The sequence below is a fragment of the Bifidobacterium bifidum ATCC 29521 = JCM 1255 = DSM 20456 genome (assembly GCF_001025135.1).
GTDB lineage: Bacteria > Actinomycetota > Actinomycetes > Actinomycetales > Bifidobacteriaceae > Bifidobacterium > Bifidobacterium bifidum.
Genome location: NZ_AP012323.1, coordinates 768,892 through 788,722, shown reverse-complemented (window position 1 = coordinate 788,722; position 19,831 = coordinate 768,892). Strand labels below are relative to the sequence as shown.

General features: G+C 64.1%; 12 protein-coding genes, 1 pseudogene and 1 riboswitch. Of the genes and pseudogenes, 2 read left to right on the top strand and 11 right to left on the bottom strand.

Annotated features, from left to right (window positions below; all coding sequences use genetic code 11):
• Positions 1–210: 210 nt before the first annotated feature.
• The 3 genes from BBBF_RS03105 to rpoZ all read right to left on the bottom strand — a co-directional run bounded on the left by BBBF_RS03105 (position 211) and on the right by rpoZ (position 4,430).
• Positions 211–2,451 (bottom strand): primosomal protein N', encoded by a 2,241-nt coding sequence (locus BBBF_RS03105; RefSeq protein WP_021647936.1) that lies wholly within the window; start codon positions 2,449–2,451, stop codon positions 211–213.
• A gap of 187 nt (positions 2,452–2,638) precedes the next feature.
• Entirely contained in the window at positions 2,639–3,856 is a 1,218-nt protein-coding gene (gene metK / locus BBBF_RS03100; RefSeq protein WP_021647935.1) for a methionine adenosyltransferase, read from the bottom strand.
• A riboswitch (SAM riboswitch) is annotated at positions 3,852–3,917 on the bottom strand. It overlaps the preceding gene by 5 nt.
• A 189-nt stretch (positions 3,918–4,106) precedes the next feature.
• Positions 4,107–4,430, bottom strand: coding sequence for a DNA-directed RNA polymerase subunit omega (gene rpoZ, locus BBBF_RS03095; protein WP_003812470.1), 324 nt, complete (start codon positions 4,428–4,430; stop codon positions 4,107–4,109).
• A 230-nt stretch (positions 4,431–4,660) separates the two neighbouring features.
• Here rpoZ and ilvD point away from each other — a divergent pair, with 230 nt between their 5' ends.
• Positions 4,661–6,523: a dihydroxy-acid dehydratase gene (gene ilvD / locus BBBF_RS03090; protein ID WP_003812468.1), complete on the top strand. Its 1,863-nt coding sequence runs from the start codon at positions 4,661–4,663 to the stop codon at positions 6,521–6,523.
• A gap of 363 nt (positions 6,524–6,886) precedes the next feature.
• On the opposite strand, the gene BBBF_RS03085 is transcribed toward ilvD, so the two are convergent.
• The 8 genes and pseudogenes from BBBF_RS03085 to BBBF_RS03050 form a co-directional block, all read right to left on the bottom strand.
• Entirely contained in the window at positions 6,887–7,744 is an 858-nt protein-coding gene (locus tag BBBF_RS03085) for a DUF559 domain-containing protein (RefSeq protein WP_003815839.1), read from the bottom strand.
• A gap of 339 nt (positions 7,745–8,083) precedes the next feature.
• Positions 8,084–10,789 (bottom strand): aconitate hydratase AcnA, encoded by a 2,706-nt coding sequence (gene acnA / locus BBBF_RS03080; RefSeq protein WP_003815841.1) that lies wholly within the window; start codon positions 10,787–10,789, stop codon positions 8,084–8,086.
• Positions 10,790–10,861: 72 nt separating this feature from the next.
• Positions 10,862–13,402 (bottom strand): annotated as a pseudogene (locus BBBF_RS03075) (HAD-IC family P-type ATPase).
• A 297-nt stretch (positions 13,403–13,699) separates the two neighbouring features.
• Positions 13,700–14,314 carry a type 1 periplasmic-binding domain-containing protein gene (locus BBBF_RS03070; RefSeq protein WP_033509463.1) on the bottom strand — a complete coding sequence of 205 codons (615 nt, stop codon included), beginning with the start codon at positions 14,312–14,314 and terminating at the stop codon, positions 13,700–13,702.
• A 4-nt stretch (positions 14,315–14,318) separates the two neighbouring features.
• Positions 14,319–15,581 (bottom strand): class I SAM-dependent RNA methyltransferase, encoded by a 1,263-nt coding sequence (locus BBBF_RS03065; protein WP_017143303.1) that lies wholly within the window; start codon positions 15,579–15,581, stop codon positions 14,319–14,321.
• A 25-nt stretch (positions 15,582–15,606) separates the two neighbouring features.
• Positions 15,607–16,380 (bottom strand): DUF3159 domain-containing protein, encoded by a 774-nt coding sequence (locus BBBF_RS03060; protein ID WP_003815849.1) that lies wholly within the window; start codon positions 16,378–16,380, stop codon positions 15,607–15,609.
• 39 nt (positions 16,381–16,419) lie between these two features.
• On the bottom strand, positions 16,420–17,241 hold the full coding sequence (locus BBBF_RS03055) for a DUF3710 domain-containing protein (RefSeq protein ID WP_003820944.1): 822 nt from the start codon (positions 17,239–17,241) through the stop codon (positions 16,420–16,422).
• 139 nt (positions 17,242–17,380) lie between these two features.
• On the bottom strand, positions 17,381–18,238 hold the full coding sequence (locus BBBF_RS03050) for an exodeoxyribonuclease III (protein WP_021647930.1): 858 nt from the start codon (positions 18,236–18,238) through the stop codon (positions 17,381–17,383).
• Positions 18,239–18,378: 140 nt separating this feature from the next.
• On the opposite strand from BBBF_RS03050, the gene BBBF_RS03045 reads away from it, so the two are divergent.
• Positions 18,379–19,797 (top strand): C1 family peptidase, encoded by a 1,419-nt coding sequence (locus tag BBBF_RS03045; RefSeq protein ID WP_013363280.1) that lies wholly within the window; start codon positions 18,379–18,381, stop codon positions 19,795–19,797.
• Positions 19,798–19,831: the final 34 nt, after the last annotated feature.

Below are 19,831 nucleotides of genomic sequence, written 5' to 3'. Positions count from 1 at the left end.
GGCATGTAACCGGTTAAATCCGATTTTGTGGCACAAGAAGTGGGCCGAATGCCGAAAACAGCGATTTTTGACGTTTCGTGGCAAAGAATCCCCGTCTCATCTCACCAACCGAAACAAAAGGTTCCGAATGCTGATTCAATCGGCAGTCAGACATGTCACGCCGCCGCTTTCCTCGAAACGACACCTCGACGCGGCGGATAATCTCTCGGATCAGATCAAATCCTTGGGATCGATTTGGAACCGCAGTTCGCCGGGAGTGCGCGACGCCATGTGACGCGCCACCGCGGACCGCAGGCGGACGGCCAATTGGGCACGCATGCCGACCGGCACACGGACCAGGGCCTTGACCCGGTCCTGCATGCTCTCCAGCTCGCGTTCGCTCACCGTCACCGGAGCCGCTATCGGCACCGGCCCCAGCATGCCGGGTATCGGCTCCCCCGCAACATCCAGCGAGGCCCAATCGCCGCGCAGCACGCCGATATCGTCCAAGGCGGCCATCACCGCATCCCGACGCCCCCATACGCATGCGACCGCGCACACCGGAGGCATGCCGGCCTGCCCACGCTCCAGCAATTCGTTCCGGGCGAGCGACGCCGAATCCCACATCATCAGCGCATGGGCCACTGCAGGATCGCATTCACCAATCAGCAGACCCTGTCCACCACGAGTGCGGGGCGCACACAACGCCATGATCCGCATCCACGCCGTCAGCGCGTCCACGCGGGCGTCCACACCCGGCGCATACAGACTGTTCCACGCGTCCAGGATCGTCACGGCACGATATTCGCCGGCATCCTGCTCCGATTGACGGGATGCAGGCAGCACGCGAGGCTCCGCTCCCGGCGTGGCGATGACGATGCGCGGCGCATCATCCACGTACTCGACGACGCCTCGCGGCTGGCTCGGCGACGATATGACGACGGACACACCGCGGAACAGGCCGCCCAGCTCGCGGGCGGTGCCGGTTGCGCCAACCCGTATCACGCGCATGCGCTCGCAGCCGCAATGCGGGCAATGCCAGTCGACCGCCGCCGCAGCGCACCACCGGCAGCGCGGCACCCCATCACCCATGCGCCCCAGCGGGCCGGTGCATTTCGCGCAACGAGCCTGCGCATGGCATTTCACGCAGCTCAACGCCTCCTGCATGCCGTCCGAGGGGATGGACAGCAGCACTGGCCCTGTCTGCAAGGCCTTCGACAACACCGTCACCGCAGTATGCGGCACGCGGGCGCCTATGCTCGGGTCGGCGAGACGCGCCAGCTCCTCGCGGTTCAGCCACCGCACCCACGGCATCTGATCCCTGCGAGCGGCTGGCAACGGCGTGACGGATGCGCTCGGGCCGCTCACGGCAGTCACGGCCGTGTGGTCCTCGCATTCCCATTGGCTCAACGGGCTACGGGCGTACGACAGCGCCACAAACACTCCCCCGTGCGACTCGGCGCGCAGACGCATGACGCCGCGTGCCTGCGCGTACGGCATCATCCCGTCGGCCTGCTGGTACGCGGCATCATCCACCATCATGAACAGGGCCGGCCCCTCGACCGGAGCATACATGGCGGCACGCAGTCCGATGACGCACCCGACCTGACCGGTCGCCGCCGCCAGATAGGCACGGTACCGTTCCGCCGGCGGCAGTCCTGCGGCCAGCACGACGAAGTCACCGGAGTATCCGCCGTGCTCGGCGCCGCCCGGCGCGAAACGGGACAGTCCCAGTCCCTCCAGGGCAACGGCGAGATCCTCGCACTGTCTTATCCCGGGCAGGACCACCACGGCGGCACGGTTCTGCCTCATCGCGGCAGCGATCATCCACGCGGCGTCACGAGCCCACGCACGCGCTCCCGGACGCGCATCCATCACCAGGGCGGCGAACGAGCTGCCCTCCAGGGATGAGCGCAGCATGGCGGCGCCGTCATATGAAGCCTGTATCGTGTCGAAGCACCGTTGCATCAGTTCGTCCGAGACGTGCGAGAATCTGGGCCTTCCCACCCATAGCGAACGCGCGGCCAGTTGCTGTTCGCCGTCGATGCGCGCCACGCGCGGGGGAACCGCCAGGCGAAGTATGTTGGCCCGCGTGCCGCCATAGGCGTCGGCGATGCGCGTGATATCGTCACGCATGGATTCGGATACCAGCACGTGCGGGCTGATCACCCGTTCAAGAAATCTCAGCGCGGAGCGGGGCGTGGCGCTGGCTGCCGCGCGCTTCCAGATCACGCCGTTGAGGAGCCTGCCCCCGAACCGGACCCGCACCATGACGCCGGGCCGTGCGGCCTGCGACCACCGCTCCTCCACGAGATAGTCGAATGTCTGGCCCAGATGGGTCGCCTGCGCGTCCAGCACCACCTGCGCGATCGGGTCTTCCGCGGCCACAATCTTCTCGGCGGGCGCGCGCTTGCGGCGTTTGCGCGGCGCCATGCCGTCAAACGCCAACTGCTGCGCGTCATTCGTACTCATGGTTCATTTGTATCACGCCACCGGTGAAGTCCGCCGCAGGCGGCAACCTTCTCGGGGTGTCCGGCGGCTTTTTTGTGTATGCATGTTGTGTGTATAGACAAGACCACCCCCGGTTTCGCTTCGCGGCAGCCCCCGCTGGCGGGGACGTTACGAAGTGAAACCGAGGGTGATCGTTGTGATCTGCCAGTCAGCGGATGGCGGCCTTGAGCTCTTCGACCTTGTCGGTGCGCTCCCACGGGAACTCGACGTCGACGCGGCCGAAGTGGCCGTATGCGGCGGTCTTCGCGTAAATCGGGCGCTTGAGGTCAAGCTCGTCGATGATCGCGGCGGGACGCAGGTCGAACACCTTGCGCACGGCCTGCTGGATCTGCTCGCGGGTCACGCCGATTTCGGTGCCGAACGTCTCGACGTTGACCGACACCGGTTCGGCCACGCCAATCGCGTAGGCGACCTGCAGCTCGACACGGTGCGCCAGCCCCGCGGCGACGATGTTCTTCGCCACCCAGCGGGTCGCGTACGCGGCGGAACGGTCGACCTTGGACGGGTCCTTGCCGCTGAACGCGCCGCCGCCATGGTGGGCGGCGCCGCCGTACGTGTCGACGATGATCTTGCGGCCGGTCAGGCCGGCGTCGGCGGCCGGACCTCCGAGGACGAACGAGCCGGTCGGGTTGACGAGCTGACGGTAATCGTCATGCTTGACACCGTCGCCGAGCACCTCGTCCAGCATCGGGTCGATGACATGCTCCTTGAGCTGGGCGGCCAGCCATTCCTGACTCGCCTCCGGGTCGTGCTGCGTGGAGATCAGCACGGTGTCGACGCGCAACGGCTTGTCGTTCTCGTCGTATTCGATGGTCACCTGGGTCTTGCCGTCCGGGCGCAGGTGCGGCACTTCGCCGGACTTGCGCACTTCGGTCAGGCGGAAGGCCAGACGGTGGGCCAGATAGATCGGCAGCGGCATCAGCACGTCGGTCTCGTCGGTGGCGTAACCGAACATCACGCCCTGGTCGCCGGCGCCCTGGGCCTCGTACCGCTCCTCGCGGCTGGCCTCGGTCTCCTTCTCGCCGGTGAGGCGCGCCACACCCTGATTGATCTCGGCGCTCTGGCCGGTGATGGCGACGATCACGCCGCAGGAGTCGGCGTCGAGGCCGACCTCGGAAGACGTGTAGCCGATGCGGCGCAGCGTCTCGCGCACGGTGGACTGGACGTCGACATACCCCTTTGACGTCACCTCACCGAACACGAGGAACACACCGGTCGCGGCGGAGGTCTCGACGGCGACGTGCGACTGCGGATCCTGCCGAAGCAGTTCGTCGAGGATTTCGTCGGAAATCTGGTCGCATACCTTGTCGGGGTGGCCTTCGGTCACAGATTCGGCCGAGATGAGCTTGCGCTCCTGATTGGTCATATCATCCCTCTTTCGGACTTATCGCCCTACCCGCCTTTTGCGGATAAGGCACAATGATACGTTGGTTCATTCTGTTGTTGCAGGACCTGAACAGGCTACGAAAAGGGCCCGTGCCAGACCTTCGGTCGGCGCGAGCCCCAAGTCGTTCGCTCCTGACGCTCAGTTGTACACGTCACCGCCGTCAAGGGCAAGAGTGTCGCCCCAGAAAAAGCAAATACCGCGTACAGCGAACCGGACGGATTCAGACGAATCAGTTGCCTTCGCTCAGATCATCCTCGCCCAGAGTCTCCTCCAGCAGGCCCTCGTCGATCTCGCGGAAAGCGATCGACAGCGGCTTCTCCTGGTTCTGGTATTCGACCAGCGGGCCGACGTTCTGCAGCAGGCCCTCGTTGAGCTGGGTGAAGTAAGAGTTGATCTGACGGGCGCGCTTGGCGGCGAAGATGGCCAGCGCGTACTTGGAATCGGCGTGCTTCATCAGATCGTCGATCGGCGGGTTCGCGAAACCCTCGGGCACGGGCGCGGTGCCGAACTCCTCGTTGCCCTTGACCTCGGTATCCTTGGTTTCTTCTGCCATTTTTGCAAGTCTCCGAATCACATGATGGAAATCTATCTCAACCGCAGCAATTATAGCCTCACGCAGCGACCGGAGCGGGTCCGGTGGATTCTGCCAGTTCGTTGCCGACTTGCAGACAACATAGAAGGCTACATAGGCTTAATCCACTGTGAGTTTTGTAACACTTATGAAAATTCCATATTCCGACTCTTGACATGTCGCGTGTCCCTTGCAAGAGCTTGAATAGAACCATGACTGAAATGCGATCTGCAAAAATCATGAACGGGCGCGTCTTCGCAGGTGCCCGAGCCCTCTACCGTGCAGCTGGCGTCAAAGGTGACGACATGGGCAAGAAGCCCATCATCGCCATCGCCAACTCGTTCGACGAGTTCCTGCCCGGCCACGTCCACCTCAACAAGGTCGGCCGTATCGTCTCCGAGGCCATCAAGGAGGCCGGCGGCATCCCGCGCGAGTTCAACACCATGGCCGTCGACGACGGCATCGCCATGGGCCACACCGGCATGCTGTACTCCCTGCCCAGCCGCGACATCATCGCCGACACCGTCGAATACCAGTGCAACGCGCACTGCGCCGACGCACTGATCTGCATCCCGAACTGCGACAAGGTCGTCCCCGGCATGCTCATGGCCGCGCTGCGCCTCAACATCCCCACCGTGTTCGTCTCCGGCGGCCCGATGGAGGCCGGCACCACGATCCTCGCCGACGGCACCGTCAAGAGCACCGACCTCATCGACGTGATGTACGCCACCGCCGACGATTCCGTCTCCGACGAGGAGCTGCTCAACTACGAGAAGACCGTCTGCCCGACCTGCGGCTCCTGCGCCGGCATGTTCACCGCCAACTCGATGAACTGCCTGACCGAGGCCATCGGCTTGGCGCTGCCCGGCAACGGCACGATCCTCGCCTCCCACTCCTACCGCAAGGACCTGTTCAAGCGCGCCGCGCAGCAGGTCGTCAAGATCGCCCACCAGTACTATGACGACTCCGACGACTCCGTACTGCCGCGCTCCATCGCCACCAAGGAGGCGTTCGAGAACGCCATGACCATGGACGTCGCTATGGGCGGTTCCACCAACACCGTGCTGCACATCCTCGCCATGGCGCAGTCCGCCGACGTGGACTTCACGCTTGACGACATCGAGCGCATCTCGCACACCGTGCCGTGTATCTGCAAGGCGTCGCCGTCCGGCAAGTGGGAGATCTCCGACATTCACCGCGCTGGCGGCATCACCGGCATCCTCGGCGAGCTCGACCGCGCCGGCAAGCTGCACACCAACGTGCACTCCATCGACTACCCGACGCTGGAAGCCAAGCTGGCGGACTGGGACATCATGCGTCCCACCTGCACCGAAGAAGCCCAGCAGATGTACAAGGCGGCTCCCGGCCACATCATCTCTCCCGAACCGTGGACGCACACCACGCTGTTCGACTCACTGGACCGCGACCGCGCCAACGGCGCCATCCACGACATCGACCATCCGGAGATCCACGAGGGCGGTCTCGCCGTGCTGCGCGGCAACCTCGCTCCCGACGGCTGCGTCGTCAAGACCGCGGGCGTGCCGCAGGAGATCTGGAAGTTCCGCGGACCGGCACTGGTGGTCGATTCGCAGGAGCAGGCCATCGAGGTGATCCTCGACGACACGCTGAAGCCCGGCATGGCGCTGGTGATTCGTTACGAGGGTCCGAAGGGCGGCCCGGGCATGCAGGAGATGCTGTACCCGACGTCCTTCGTCAAGGGCAAGGGCATCGGCAAGCAGGTCGCCATGCTCACCGACGGTCGCTACTCCGGCGGCTCCTCGGGTCTGGCCATCGGGCACATGGCTCCCGAGGCGGCGAACAAGGGCCCGGTGGCGCTCATCAAGAACGGCGACATCATCGACATCGACATCGAGGCCCGTTCCGTGAACGTCGAGCTGACCGACGAGCAGCTGGCCGAGCGCCGCCGCGAACTGGAGGCCGGCGATGGCTACGTGGCGCACCGCGACCGCAAGGTGAGCCAGGCCCTCAAGGCGTACGCCGCCTTCGCGCGCTCCGCCGACAAGGGCGCCACGCGAGACCCCGAGCTCATCAACAAGCTCTCCGGCCTCGCGTGACGGGATCGTCCGTCACTACTCGAGAACCGTTTCGCCGGCGTAAGCGAAACGGTTCTTCTTTATCCCGTTCCGAGGACTTCTCCCACATCCTGCCGGCCGTCTCTCTTCCATCTGTTCTATGCCCCCTCAACTGTGTTCCCGACTTTCTCTCTTCAAGTTTCCCTCTTTCCTCGATACACCGGTGTTCCCATAACACGACACGCCCGGATTGCGCAGCACAATCGTTGTGTCCGGAGTCCAGAACGGGTTTATACCGTTACCTCGCAGCGACTATTCATCGGTCGTGCTGCGCACTCCGGGCGTGTCGTATCACGACGACTGCCATCCCTGTCTCGGACCATATACCAATCGGTCGCTCCTACGTCAAAACGGTTCCAGCAGCTCCGGATTGCCGCTCAACGTCCACAGATCCATGCGCGGATGCAGAAAATCGACGGCACCGGCATGCTCCAAAGCGGCGGCCACCTGACTGAAGTATCGATGCAGTTCGGCCTGGTCAAGCACCGTACTCTGCCAGGCCGGAAGCACCACCCAATTCTTGGCCGCCAATGCGTTCATGCGCCTCGTGTCCGCTACATACTGTTCCAGATGCTGCTGCCCATGAAATTCCATCGCCACGCGATACTTCTCGTATGCCATGTCAAGCCATGCCAATCCAGACCCCAAATCGACCGGATGGTTCGCCTCCGGATTCGGCAATCCCCATTTCATCGCATCCAGACGCAGCTCCCGTTCCCACCGGGAATCGGTGTTCGGGCGAGACAAACGCAACGCCCGGCGTGCGGCCTTGCCGCCATAGACCTTCCGCTCATCAAGGAAATCCATCAGTTCCTGTTTGGTCGCGCGCCTCAGCCGCTCGTCACGGCATGTCAGCCGATCCGCCAATATGATTGTTTCCTCGAACCAGTTGAACCGCACGAATTGGGCGAACGTCGCGGCGGGTGACGTGCAGTACAGATCAAAGATGCGGATTACGATACGGTCGTCCAGCAATGACCACGCGTGACATGCGACATTGGCGGGATGACCGCGTCGCGCGTCACGATTCCGAACGACGATATGTTCCTTGCCCAAATCAAGGACGGCGGTCTCGGGCGGTGCAATGCCCATCAGTCCCAGCGCCGACGACAACGCGAATACCGGCTCATGCTCCAGCGTATCCCTGACCGCCCGGCAACGCTTCAGGTAATAGCGCTGGATGAGCCACGCCTGATGCCGCATGTATTGGTTCGGTGGCGGTTCGTTTCGCATCTCAAACATGGACGAACGGTAACAGGTTTTCCGGCCCGGTCTTCAGGTTTTCGGGCAATGTGGTCGAAGGCTCGATCGTGACACGCCCGGACTGCGCCGCACAATAGTCATGCCACGTTGTCGAACCATTGCAATACAGCCGTTCTATGGAGATGCTACCGAGGATTGTGCAATGCAGTCCGGGCGTGTCGCGCCTGTGGATAACTCCCGGAAAGAGGAAAGGAAGAGGGAAAAGGTAAAGGAAGAGAAGGAGGGGAAGAAAGAAAAAAAGAAGTCCCTTGACCATGGGGTCAAGGGACTTCGGGCCGCTTACTTCATGAGGTTGCGCAGGACGTACTGAAGGATGCCGCCGTTGCGATAGTAGTCCGCCTCTCCGGGCGTATCGATGCGGACCACCGCGTCGAACTCGGTGGTGGAGCCGTCGGTGTGCGTGGCGGTGACGTGCACGGTCTTCGGGGTGACGCCGCTGTTGAGCTCGTCCACGCCGGCGATGTCGTAGGTCTCGGTGCCGTCAAGACCCAGGGACTCATAGGACTCCCCCGCCGGGAACTGCAATGGCAGCACGCCCATGCCGATGAGGTTGGAACGGTGGATGCGCTCGAAGCTCTCGGTGATGACGGCCTTGACGCCGAGCATCACCGTACCCTTGGCGGCCCAGTCACGCGACGAGCCAGTGCCGTACTCCTTGCCGGCCAGCACGACGAGCGGAATATCGGCGGCCTTGTAGTTGAGCGAGGCGTCAAAGATCGTCGAAGGCTTTCCAGTCGTGAAATCGTAAGTGAACCCGCCCGGCGTGACCTCCTCGCCGACGGAGGCGAGCAGCTGGTTGCGCAGGCGGATGTTGCCGAAGGTACCACGCACCATAATCTCGTGGTTGCCTCGACGCGAGCCATAGGAGTTGAAGTTCTTCGGCTCCACGCCGCGCTCGGTCAGGTACTTGCCAGCCGGGCTGGACGCCTTGAACGCGCCCGCCGGGGAGATGTGGTCGGTGGTGACCGAGTCGCCGAGCAACGCCAGCACGCGGGCGCCGTGGATGTCGGCGACTGGCTCCGGCGTGGCCTTCATGCCGTCGAAGAAGGTCTGCTTGCGCACGTACGTCGAATGCTCGTCCCATGCGAACAGCTCGCCTTCGGGCACGTCGAGGCCCTTCCAGCGGTGGTCGCCGTCGAACACGGAGGCGTAGTCCTTGAGGAACATCTCGCGGCTGACGGTACCGTCAACCACGGCCGCGACCTCCTCGTTGGTCGGCCAGATGTCCTTCAGATACACGTCATTGCCGTCTGCGTCGGTACCGAGCGGCTGGGTCTCGAAGTCGAAGTCCATCGTGCCGGCGAGCGCGTAGGCGATGACCAGCGGCGGGGAGGCCAGGTAGTTCATCTTGACGTCCGGGCTGATGCGGCCTTCGAAGTTGCGGTTTCCGGACAGCACGGCGGTGACGGTCAGGTCGTTGGCGTTGATGGCTTCGGAGATCTCGGGCAGCAGCGGTCCGGAGTTGCCGATGCAGGTGGCGCAGCCGAAGCCGACCAGCTGGTAGCCGAGCGCGTCGAGATCGTCCTGGAGGCCCGCGGCCTTGAGGTAGTCGGCCACGACCTGCGAGCCGGGGGCGAGCGAGGTCTTGACCCACGGCTTGGGGCTCAATCCCTTGGCGTGCGCGTTGCGGGCGATCAGGCCGGCGGCGATCATCACGGACGGGTTGGAGGTGTTGGTGCACGAGGTGATCGAGGCGATGGCCACGTCGCCGTTTTCGATGTCGAAATCGCCACGGAAGTCGGTGGACACGGCCACCGGGTCCTTGACGGTCTTGTCGGTCTCGTAGGCGGGTGCGGTCTTCTCGAACATGTCCTTCGCCTCGGACAGCAGGATGCGGTCCTGCGGGCGCTTCGGGCCGGCGATGGACGGCACGACCGTGCCGAGGTCGAGCTCCTCGTATTCGGAGTACTGCGGCTCGACATAGTCCGGGTCGGAGGCGTCGCCCCACAGCTTGTTGGCCTTGGCGTACGCCTCGACAAGCGCGACCTGCTCCTCGGAACGTCCGGTCAGGCGCAGGTAGTCGAGCGTGACGCCGTCAATCGGGAAGATGCCGCAGGTGGAGCCGAACTCAGGTCCCATGTTGCCGATGGTGGCGCGGTTGGCCAGTGGCACCGAGGCGATGCCCTCGCCGTAGAACTCGACGAACTTGCCGACCACGCCGTGCTTGCGCAGCATGTCGGTGATGGTCAGGACCACGTCGGTGGCGGTGACGCCCTCGGGGATCGAACCGGTGAGCTTGAAGCCGACGACGCGCGGCACGAGCATGGAGATCGGCTGGCCGAGCATGGCCGCCTCGGCCTCGATGCCGCCCACGCCCCAGCCGAGCACGCCCAGGCCGTTCTCGGTGGTGGTGTGCGAGTCGGTGCCGACGCAGGAGTCGAGGTAGGCGAGCTCGCGGCCATCATCCAAGCCGGAGGTCTTCGTCATGACGACCTTCGCCAGGTATTCGATGTTGACCTGGTGAATGATGCCGGTTCCCGGCGGCACCACGCGGAAGTTGCGGAACGCCTGCTGGCCCCAGCGCAGGAACTGGTAGCGTTCGCCGTTGCGCTGGTATTCGATGTCCATGTTCTGCTGGACCGCGTCAGCCACGCCGTACTTGTCGATCTGCACGGAATGGTCGATGACCATGTCGGACTGGACTTGCGGGTTGATGACCTCAGGGTCGCCGCCGAGATCCTTGACCGCGTCGCGCATGGTGGCGAGGTCCACGATGCAGGGCACGCCGGTGAAGTCCTGCATGATCACACGCGAGGGCGTGAACTGGATTTCATGGCTGGGCTGGGCCTGCGGGGCCCAGTTCAGCAGCGCCTTGACGTGTTCGTCCGTGATGTTCGCGCCGTCGATGTTGCGTACCAGATTCTCGACGAGGACCTTGAGCGAGTACGGCAGATGGTCGACGCCGGGCAGGTCGGCAATGCGGTAGTAGTCATAGTCCTTGCCGGCCACGTTCAGTGTCGCCAACTGGTCGTCTCGCACAGACATGCTTCCTCCGAGATCAAATGAAATGCTATTCCACAAGAGATTATCCGCTACCAACGATACCGATACGTTACTTTAGCTCTGGCGTGTCGGCTTGATATGTGGGAAAATTCGCGTCACCGAGGCGAGGATGACGTGACAGACCGCGAACAGGACCGTGGAAATCAGCAGCGCCGCCACCGTGGCGATCAATACCCGCCCGGTCGGCAGATGCAGGTCGAAGAACCTCGCCACGAACGGAATGAACATGCCGATGACGCCGGCCGCGGCGAATACGGCAACCAGCACGCCGCGCCACGAATTGAGCGGCTGCGCCACGCGGGCGAGCATGAACACGCCCAGCACGAACACGATGATCGCGCAGGTGGTGCGCAACGCGGACAAATCGGCGGCGTTGTTCACATCCCAGCCCATCACATCGGGCAACAGCCACGACGACAGCAGCACGGACAATGCGATCGCGACGCCTCCCGGCAGCGCGAAATACACGACACGCCGCAGGAAGCCGGGGATGTAACGCCGCGTGTTCGGCGCGAGCGCGAGGATGAACGCCGGCATGCCGATAGTCAGCGCGCCGACGTACGTGATATGCCGGGGCAGGTACGGGAACGGGATCGCAGTGAGTACCACGCCCAGCGAAATCAGCGCCGAGTAGACGGTCTTGACGAGGAACAGGCTGGCGACGCGCTCCATGTTCGCCATGACCTGACGGCCGCGGGCCACAACGTCGGGCAGGTGCGAGAACTTCGAATCGACGAGCACGACCTGTGCCACGGCTTTGGTGGCGGGCGCGGCGTTGCCCATCGCGATGCCGAGATCGGCCTCCTTGATGGCGAGCGAATCGTTGACGCCGTCTCCGGTCATGGCGACCACGTGATCACTGGTGTGCAGCGCCTGGACGATCGCCTTCTTCTGGTCGGGCAGCACGCGGCCGATCACATCGACGTTCTCCAGCACGCGGGCGAGCTCGTTGATGTCCTGCGGCAGCGTGCGCGCGTCGATGGCGTGCGGCTCGCGGTCTCCTGTAAGTCGCACTTTGGCCGCGATCGCGCCGACGGTGACCGGGTTGTCGCCGGAGATGATGCGGCAGCGCACGCCCTGATCGCGGAACCATGCCAGTGTGGGCTGCGCGTCGTCGCGCACGCACTCCGAACACAATACGAGCGCGACCGGCTCGGCGTCCGGCAGCAGTTCGGGCGACTGCGTGAACCATGACGAATCTGTTGCGGCATCGCCCTCGCTCTTCCGTATGAGCGTCGCCCGCGCGATGAGCAGCACGCGGTTGCCGGAATTCGCGTAATCATTGACCGCTTCGAGCACATCGCCGTGCTCTCCGGAAAGCGCGGAGAGCATCACTTCCGGTGCGCCCATATACTAGACGGTCGGCGGCTCGCGGTCGGCGGCCGATTCCGTTTCCGCGGCTGCGGCCGGGGTGACGATGGCGCTCCATTTGCGGGCCGACGAGAACGGCACGCGCGCTCGCACCGGGCCGGCATGGTAACCGCGTTCCCCCAGCCCGTCGAGCACGGCCTGACCCGTGCCGTTCGGCTGCTCCTCGTTCGACAGGTCATACAGCGCCTGAGTCGCCGCGCTCTCCACGCGATCGTCGCCGTCCATGCGTTCCAGCATGACCAGACGGTCGAACATGATGCCGCCATCGGTGATCGTGCCGGTCTTGTCGAGATTGAGGCAGTCCACGCGAGCCAGCGTCTCCACCGATTCGAGTTCCTGCACGAGCGTGTTCTTGCGGGCGAGCCGCATCGCCGCGACCGCGAAGTTGAGCGAGGTGAGCAATACCAGGCCTTCGGGAATCATGCCGACAACGCCCGCTACAGCTGACACGATGGCCTGCCGCCACTCCCCCGAAGCTATCGCGGCGTTCCATCCGCCCACGGTCCTCATCTGCGACCAGACCAGCAGCACGCACAGCGGCACCACCAGGAACGTCATGAACTTCAGGATCGTGTTGATGCCCTTGTTCAGGTCGGACACCGTCTTCTTGTATACCTTGGCCTGTGCGGTCAACGTCGCCGCGTAACTGTGCTCGCCCACCGCGTTCACCCGCGCGAGCGCCACGCCGGACACCGCCGTCGACCCGGAGTACACCTGGTCGCCGTCCTCCTTGCGCACGGTGCGCGATTCGCCGGTCAGCATCGATTCGTCGAGTTCGAGCCCGTATGATGACAGGACCTGCGCGTCAGCCGGCACCTGCTCCCCGGAACGTATCCACAGCAGGTCGCCGAGTACGATGTCGCGCGAAGGAACCTCCGTGTTCTCGCCGTCTCGGCGCACCGCATAATCCGATGTGACGAGAATCGACAGCCGATCCAACGTACGCTTGGCCTTGAGCTCGGTGACGATGCCGATACCGGTGTTGATGAGGATGACGAAGCCGAACACCGCGTCCTTCCATGACCCGGTGATCAGCACCAGTACCATCGCGGCGAAGATGATGCCGTTGAACAGCGTGAAGACGTTGGCCCGCACGATGTCGAGTATCGAACGCGACGTGGTGCTCTTCACCGCGTTCGTCTGACCGCTCTCCTCGCAGGCGCGCACTTGCGAGGCGGTCAGGCCGTTTTCCTCGACTTCAGGCAGATTCAGGGTTGCATTCATACGTACTAGCCTACCCGTGGCAGCATAACGGGGGCACCATTCCCAGGCGGTATTTTCACACACGTCCCCCATCGAGCGCAGCAGGATGAGGTGTGGCTCTCGGCTGATCACCGCAGCCACCTACGCCTCCACACCTCCCGCCGGCGGGAGGTGGCGCGCAGCGCCGGAGGGTGGTCAGACGGAATAGCCGGCAGGCGATGAAACGCCAAGCCGCCCCCAGTCGCTCCGCGACAGCCCCGCCAGCGGGGCGAAAATACGGACTACCGCTCCCGCGGAAGAGCTCCGGATATCGGAAGGTCAGGACAGGTTGTCGGTGACGTTCATCGTGCGGGGGTGGGGTTTGTCGTCGACGATGGTGACGACGGCGTCGTCGAGGGCGGTCACGCCGTCTCCCTTGCCGGTAAGCGTGAACGTGACGGCGAATAACGTATCGTCGTCGGGCGGGGCGACCGGATCCAGGAGGATGACGGGAACGCCCGCCTTGCGCGCGGACTGCAACGCGGCATCCCAGTCTTCGGCGTTCTTCTCGTTGACGGCAATGCCGTCGATCATGATGACGGAGGCCTTGCGCGTGACCATGAACCGCACTCCGCGCTGCGCGGCGGCATCCGGATCGTCGACCATGCTGGTGGATACGTAGGGTGCCTTCAACCCGGCCTTGTTGAAGGCGTTCAGCACATCAGAGTCCAGGCCGGTGTCCACGGAGCCGATGACGCCGACGACGATATCCTGCCGTTGGACGCCCTCATGGGCGATCTCCGGTTCGCTCTCCTGCGTATCGCCGACCGCCTTGCCCTGCGGCACGCAGGAGGTGAGCGACATCACCGCGGCCGCGGCGCACGCGATGCCAATCCCACGGCGCCACATGCGCCGCAGGAACCCGCAATCATGATCGCCGCGTACCCGACCCATCGCCTCACCGTCCGATGCGTGTGAACCAGGCCACCGTCTCAACATGGTGGGTCATCGGGTAGATGTCGTACGCCCGAATGTCCGACAGGCGGTACCCGAGCGAGATCAGCGTCGCCGTGTCGCGGGCGAGGCTGGTCGGGTCACAGGCGACATAGATGACGTCCTTCGCGCCTGCCTGCGCGATCTGACGGCACACCTTGGCGTGCGCACCGGCGCGGGGAGGATCGAGCACGACCAGATCGGGTCGTGACAGATGGGCCGGCACGTGCGCGAGCGTGGCGGACACATCGCCGCAACGGGCGTCCACATCAGGCAGGTTCAACGCGCGGAGGTTGCGTTGCGCGTTCTTCACCGCGGTCTTGCCGCCCTCCACGCTGAGCATGCGCGTGCGTTCGGCGATCATCGTGGCCAGCGGCAGCGTGAACAGTCCGGCACCGGAATACAAGTCCCATATGCAGGCGGAGGTCATTCCGTCAAGCGCCTTGTTCGCTAGGTCGATCACATGGCCGGCGAGCATGACCGGTGCCTGACGGTGCACCTGCCAGAAGCCGTTCGCGTCGACCATGTATTGGAAGTCACGGCCGTTCACGGTGACGGTCTCCATCAGATGCCGGTTTCCGGCGCGCAGTTCGCCGTCCACGAGCACGGCGTAATTGCCCTCGATGGGCTGCTTCCTCGGTTCGGGCACAGACAGGCGAATTTGGGATCCGGGTTCGAACCCGCCATCCCACACGTGTTCGCGATCGGCGACGGCAAGCAGGTTGTCTGTCGCGAGCGGCATCGTGTCCAGCGGCACGCGCTTGTGCGAGCCGCGCCGACGCATCGACGGCATGCCGTCGTCATCGGCGATCATCTCGATGCGGGTGCGCCAGTGCAGGCCGCCGTTCTCAGTGTCGCCTTCGGCCCGTTCCACCGGCACGGTGACGTCCACGTGCCCGAGACGGCTCATCTGATCGCTGATGGTGGCGGCCTTCCAGCGAAGCTGCCCTTCCAGGCTCACGTGCACCAGATCGGCGCCACCGACGCCACCACCCATGGCAAGCGGCCCGGCCAGCGGCCATGCGGGATCCACACGATCGGGGCTCGGTTCGATGACCTCGACGACCTCGCCGGTCCAGTAGCGGTCGTCGCGGTCGTGCGGTTCATCCAATGCGACCTGCACCAGCTCGCCCGGCAGGGCGAACCTCACGAATACCACACGGCCATCGATATGCCCGACGCATCGTCCCTGGTCGGCATAACGTTCGATACGCACTTGCGCGTTCATTGTTTCCTTTCGCGATTTGACCGGATCAGGCCTGTCCGGCTGCGTTGTCACCTTCATCACCGCTGTTGTGGCCGTCACTGTCACCGTCTTTGCCGCCGCCGGCCGCCGCTTTGGCCGCGGCGATGTGCCGGTGCAGCGGGGTGGCGATGATCAGATACGACACCCATATCGCCAGCGCCCAGAACGGTATGCCCATCAGCAGGCGCGCCGTGCCCAGCAGCGCCACGGAATCGGCGAGGTACAGCGGCACCTGCACGATGAGACGCAGCGCGAACACGCCGATCCACAGCACGGTGACGATCGTGTAGGCGCGCCTGAGCGGCTTGTCGTCCAGCCAGCCGTGCAGCCACGCGCGGAAATGCTCGGTGGGGATGGTACGGATGAACTCGACCATGAGCCCCAGACCGGGCACGCGGATGAGCAGGGTGAAGGACAGCAGCACGATGTACACGGCGTTGGTGAGGAAGCCGAACATGTAATAGTTGCGCGCTTCATGACTCTGCCACGCCCATATCAGGCAGATACCGACGGCGATCAGGCCGCTGAGAGCGCCCATGACCGACTGCCGTTGCACGAGCCTGATGACGACCTGCAGCACCGCCAGCGCCGCGGAGACACCGATCGTGAGATTGAGGTTGCTGGTGACGACGAACAACACGACGAACAACACGCCCGGCAGCATCGATTCGATGACGCCGCGCGGCCCGCCGATGGCGTCGATGACGGAGAAGTCCTCCCCCTCGCCCGCGGCGGCGAGGGACGCCATACCCGTACGTTTCTTCTGGTTCTGATCGGTCATGCTCGTTCCTTGGCTCCCGGCGTCGAGCGCCGGGATTCGTCAGCGGACTTCGGAGAACATCGGTCCACGCGACAGCGTGGTCTTGACCTCGGTCTGCTGATCGGAGTCGAACGGCCCTTCGGGCTTGTCCGGGATGTCGTCGAGATGCTCCTTGTCGTCGGCCTGGTCCTTGGTCTTGGCCGCCGCCTGACGCTGGGCGGGGGTCACCGGCGGGTGCATCGGGATGAGATCACGCGGGGCGAGCGGCTCGTCGCCGCGCTCCACGACGATGTCGGCGAAATACTTGTTGAGCGCTTCGGTGTCGGAGTTGCCGTCATCGTTCGCGGCCTTGCCGGAGAAGATGCCGCGCAGCATCCAACGCGGGCCATCCACGCCGACGATGCGCGTGTTCACAGTCTTGCCGCCCTTGACGGTGACCGGCAGGTGGAGTTCGGTGCCGAACACGCCCGCGTGTTCGGATGCCTTCTCGTTGGCCTCGAGCAAATCGGCGCGCACGTCGTCCCACAGACCCATGGTCTTGGGCGCCGCGAACGCCTCGATCTCCAGGCTGGACGCGCCGTAGCTGATGGTCGCGCCGAGGATCTCCTGGGTGCTGCGGTTCGCCTTGATGCGCAGCTGCAAGCCCGCGAGATACGGCAGGTAGTAAGAGCCCATGTCGAGGTACTCGTCGTAATCCGGCACGTTCTCGTCATCGACGTCCCACGGTCCGTAGGATTCGCCGCGGCCTTCGTACGTGTCCGCCACGTCGGTCGGGGCGGCGGTCTCCTCGGTGTCGACGGCGGCCTCGTCCTCGCGATTCTCGGCCTTCGCTTCGGCTTCCTCGCGTTCACGCTTCTTCTTGCCGAATCCAAACAGTCCCATGGGTTCCTCATTTCGTTGTACAGGTTGCAACCGTGACTAGCGTAGCACTAGGGCTTGTGATTGGCTTGGAAGACACCTCCGGATTGTCGCCGGTCCGAACGGCCGCCGCATGGCCCAGAGCGCGTCATGGATTGCATGATCACACGTCATACGTGACGGTCAGCGGCGCATGGTCGGACCAGCGGGCGTCATAGCTGGGCGCCTTGTCGATGACGAAGCCTCGTGCCGTCTCGGCGAGTTCCGGAGTGGCGAACTGATAGTCGATGCGCCAGCCAACGTTGTTGTCGAACGCCCTGCCGCGCTGGCTCCACCACGTGTACGGCCCCTGGATGTCGCCGGCGAGCGAGCGTATGACGTCCACGAACTCGTACTCCCCCAGCCAGCGGTCGATGTAGGCGCGTTCGGCGGGCAGGAACCCGGCATGCTTGATGTTGGCCTTGGCGTTCTTGATGTCGAGCGGCGTGTGCGCGATGTTGAAGTCGCCGCACAGCACGGCCTGCCTGCCGCCGCGCGAGGCCTCGTCCCGCAGCTCGCCCATGCGCGTGAGCATGGTGTCGAGGAAGCGGTATTTCTGCGCCATTTTCACCGGATCGTCGCTGTTGCCCGCGTGCACGTACACGCATGCGACGGTGATTCCATAGCCCTGTGGCGTCGTCACGTCGGCCTCGATCCATCGGCCGGAATCCACATCCTCGTCCAGCCCGGACAAACCGTATCGCCGGGCTGTCACGGGCAGGTCGGTCAGCAGCCCGATGCCGGCGCGTCCCTTGACGCGGCAGACCTCGTTCATCGCCGTCAGCTCGCTCTGGTCGGCGATCTTGCCGGCGGTGGCGTATTCGAACCCGAACTCGCCGAATATCGGATTGAGCTCGTCCTGCGGGGCGCGGACCTCCTGCATGCACCAGATGTCCGGGGCGTGCTCGCCCGCCCATGTCTCGATGCCCTTGCGCTTGGCGGCGCGGATGCCGTTCACGTTGGATGTGGTGATGGTGATCATGAGGCCATCCTATATCCGTCCCGTTGACAGTGCGAGCCGCAGTTTCGACCGGAATCTTCCGCTCCCCGCTCACACACGGCCTACGTAGGCGGAGTAGACTGCTTCGTGGCAGTTTTTCATTCCGACAATAGGAAAGGATCATGGACATGGCTTCCAACCAGCCCGACAACCTGGCACTGACTGCGGAACAGCTCAGGGAATACTCCGCGGCGTTCAACGCGGACCGCGCGAACCTCGTGGCGGCGAACGCGGCGGTATCGAACGGCATTCTCCAGGCCGCGACCTCGTATCGCGGCGTGCGCGAGCTCCCCCGCACGTTCTCGGTCGAACTCAAGCAGGGGTCGATCACCTCGCAGGAGCATTCCGGCCGCTGCTGGATGTTCGCATCGCTGAACACGCTGCGCTACGAGCTGATGCACAAGTGGAACCTCGACGATTTCGAGTTCTCCGAAAGCTATCTGTTCTTCTACGACAAGCTGGAGAAGTCGAACTTCTACCTTGAGAACGTGCTCAAGACGCTCGACAAGACCACGGACAGCCGCATCTTCGAGGCGGTCAACGAAGGCCCGGCTGACGATGGCGGCTGGTGGCAGATGTTCGTCGCGCTGGTCAAGAAGTACGGTCTGGTGCCGAAGGAGGCCTACCCGGAGTCGTCGAACTCCCGCGATTCCTCGGCGTTCGAGCAGTACCTGAACACGAAGCTGCGCGAATTCGCCGCCGAATTGCGCGACGCCCATCAGGCCGGCAAGTCGGTTGAGGAGCTGCGCTCGCTCAAGACCGGGCAGATGTCGGTCGTGTACCGTATCTGCGCTATCGCAATGGGCGAGCCACCGGCGAGCTTCGATCTGCTGCTGCGCGTCAAGGACGAGGGCAAGGATGACGCCAAGGCGTCCGAGTCCGGCACGAAGTCCGGCATCGACTCGCGCAGGCAGATCGTCGAACACGGCATCACGCCGCAGGAGTTCTACGCGAAGTACGTGGGCGAGGATTTGGATGATTTCGTGAGCCTGACGAACTCCCCGCTCGCCTCTACCCCGTATTACCGCCGCTATCAGCTGGCGTTCGTGGGCAACGTGGCGGAGGCCGCTCCGATGGACTTCATCAACGTGCCGCTCGACGTGTTCCGCAAGGCCGCCGTCGACCAGCTGACCGCAGGCCACCCAATCTGGTTCGCCTGCGACTGCGCGCAGTTCTCACTGCGCAAGGCCGGCATCTTCGATCGTGGCACCGTGCGCGTGGATGAGCTGTTCGGCACCGAGTTCGCATCGGACAAGGCGCACGGTCTGGAATACAACGATTCGCGCAGCAACCACGCCATGACGCTCACCGGCGTCAACCTCGACAAGGCCGGTGAGCCGGACCGTTGGAAGGTGGAGAACAGCTGGGGCAAGGACAACGGCAAGGACGGCTACTATGTCGCCTCCGGCGCGTGGTTCGACCGCTATGTTCAGGAGCTCATCATCCGCAAGGAATACCTGGACGAGCGCACGCTCGCCGCGGTGGATTCCGAACCGGTGACCCTGCAGCCCTGGCAGCCGATCTCCAAGGTCTGCCGCTGAGCGGGGCATACCCGCTCTGCCAGCGTGACCACCC

Excerpts from the sequence above, each read along its gene's own strand:
- BBBF_RS03105 (WP_021647936.1), bottom strand. The coding sequence starts at position 2,451 with ATGAGTACGAATGACGCGCAGCAGTTGGCGTTTGACGGCATGGCGCCG.
- metK (WP_021647935.1), bottom strand. The coding sequence starts at position 3,856 with ATGACCAATCAGGAGCGCAAGCTCATCTCGGCCGAATCTGTGACCGAA.
- rpoZ (WP_003812470.1), bottom strand. The coding sequence starts at position 4,430 with ATGGCAGAAGAAACCAAGGATACCGAGGTCAAGGGCAACGAGGAGTTC.
- ilvD (WP_003812468.1), top strand. The coding sequence starts at position 4,661 with ATGACTGAAATGCGATCTGCAAAAATCATGAACGGGCGCGTCTTCGCA.
- BBBF_RS03085 (WP_003815839.1), bottom strand. The coding sequence starts at position 7,744 with ATGCGGCATCAGGCGTGGCTCATCCAGCGCTATTACCTGAAGCGTTGC.
- acnA (WP_003815841.1), bottom strand. The coding sequence starts at position 10,789 with ATGTCTGTGCGAGACGACCAGTTGGCGACACTGAACGTGGCCGGCAAG.
- BBBF_RS03070 (WP_033509463.1), bottom strand. The coding sequence starts at position 14,314 with ATGGGTCGGGTACGCGGCGATCATGATTGCGGGTTCCTGCGGCGCATG.
- BBBF_RS03065 (WP_017143303.1), bottom strand. The coding sequence starts at position 15,581 with ATGAACGCGCAAGTGCGTATCGAACGTTATGCCGACCAGGGACGATGC.
- BBBF_RS03060 (WP_003815849.1), bottom strand. The coding sequence starts at position 16,380 with ATGACCGATCAGAACCAGAAGAAACGTACGGGTATGGCGTCCCTCGCC.
- BBBF_RS03055 (WP_003820944.1), bottom strand. The coding sequence starts at position 17,241 with ATGGGACTGTTTGGATTCGGCAAGAAGAAGCGTGAACGCGAGGAAGCC.
- BBBF_RS03050 (WP_021647930.1), bottom strand. The coding sequence starts at position 18,238 with ATGATCACCATCACCACATCCAACGTGAACGGCATCCGCGCCGCCAAG.
- BBBF_RS03045 (WP_013363280.1), top strand. The coding sequence starts at position 18,379 with ATGGACATGGCTTCCAACCAGCCCGACAACCTGGCACTGACTGCGGAA.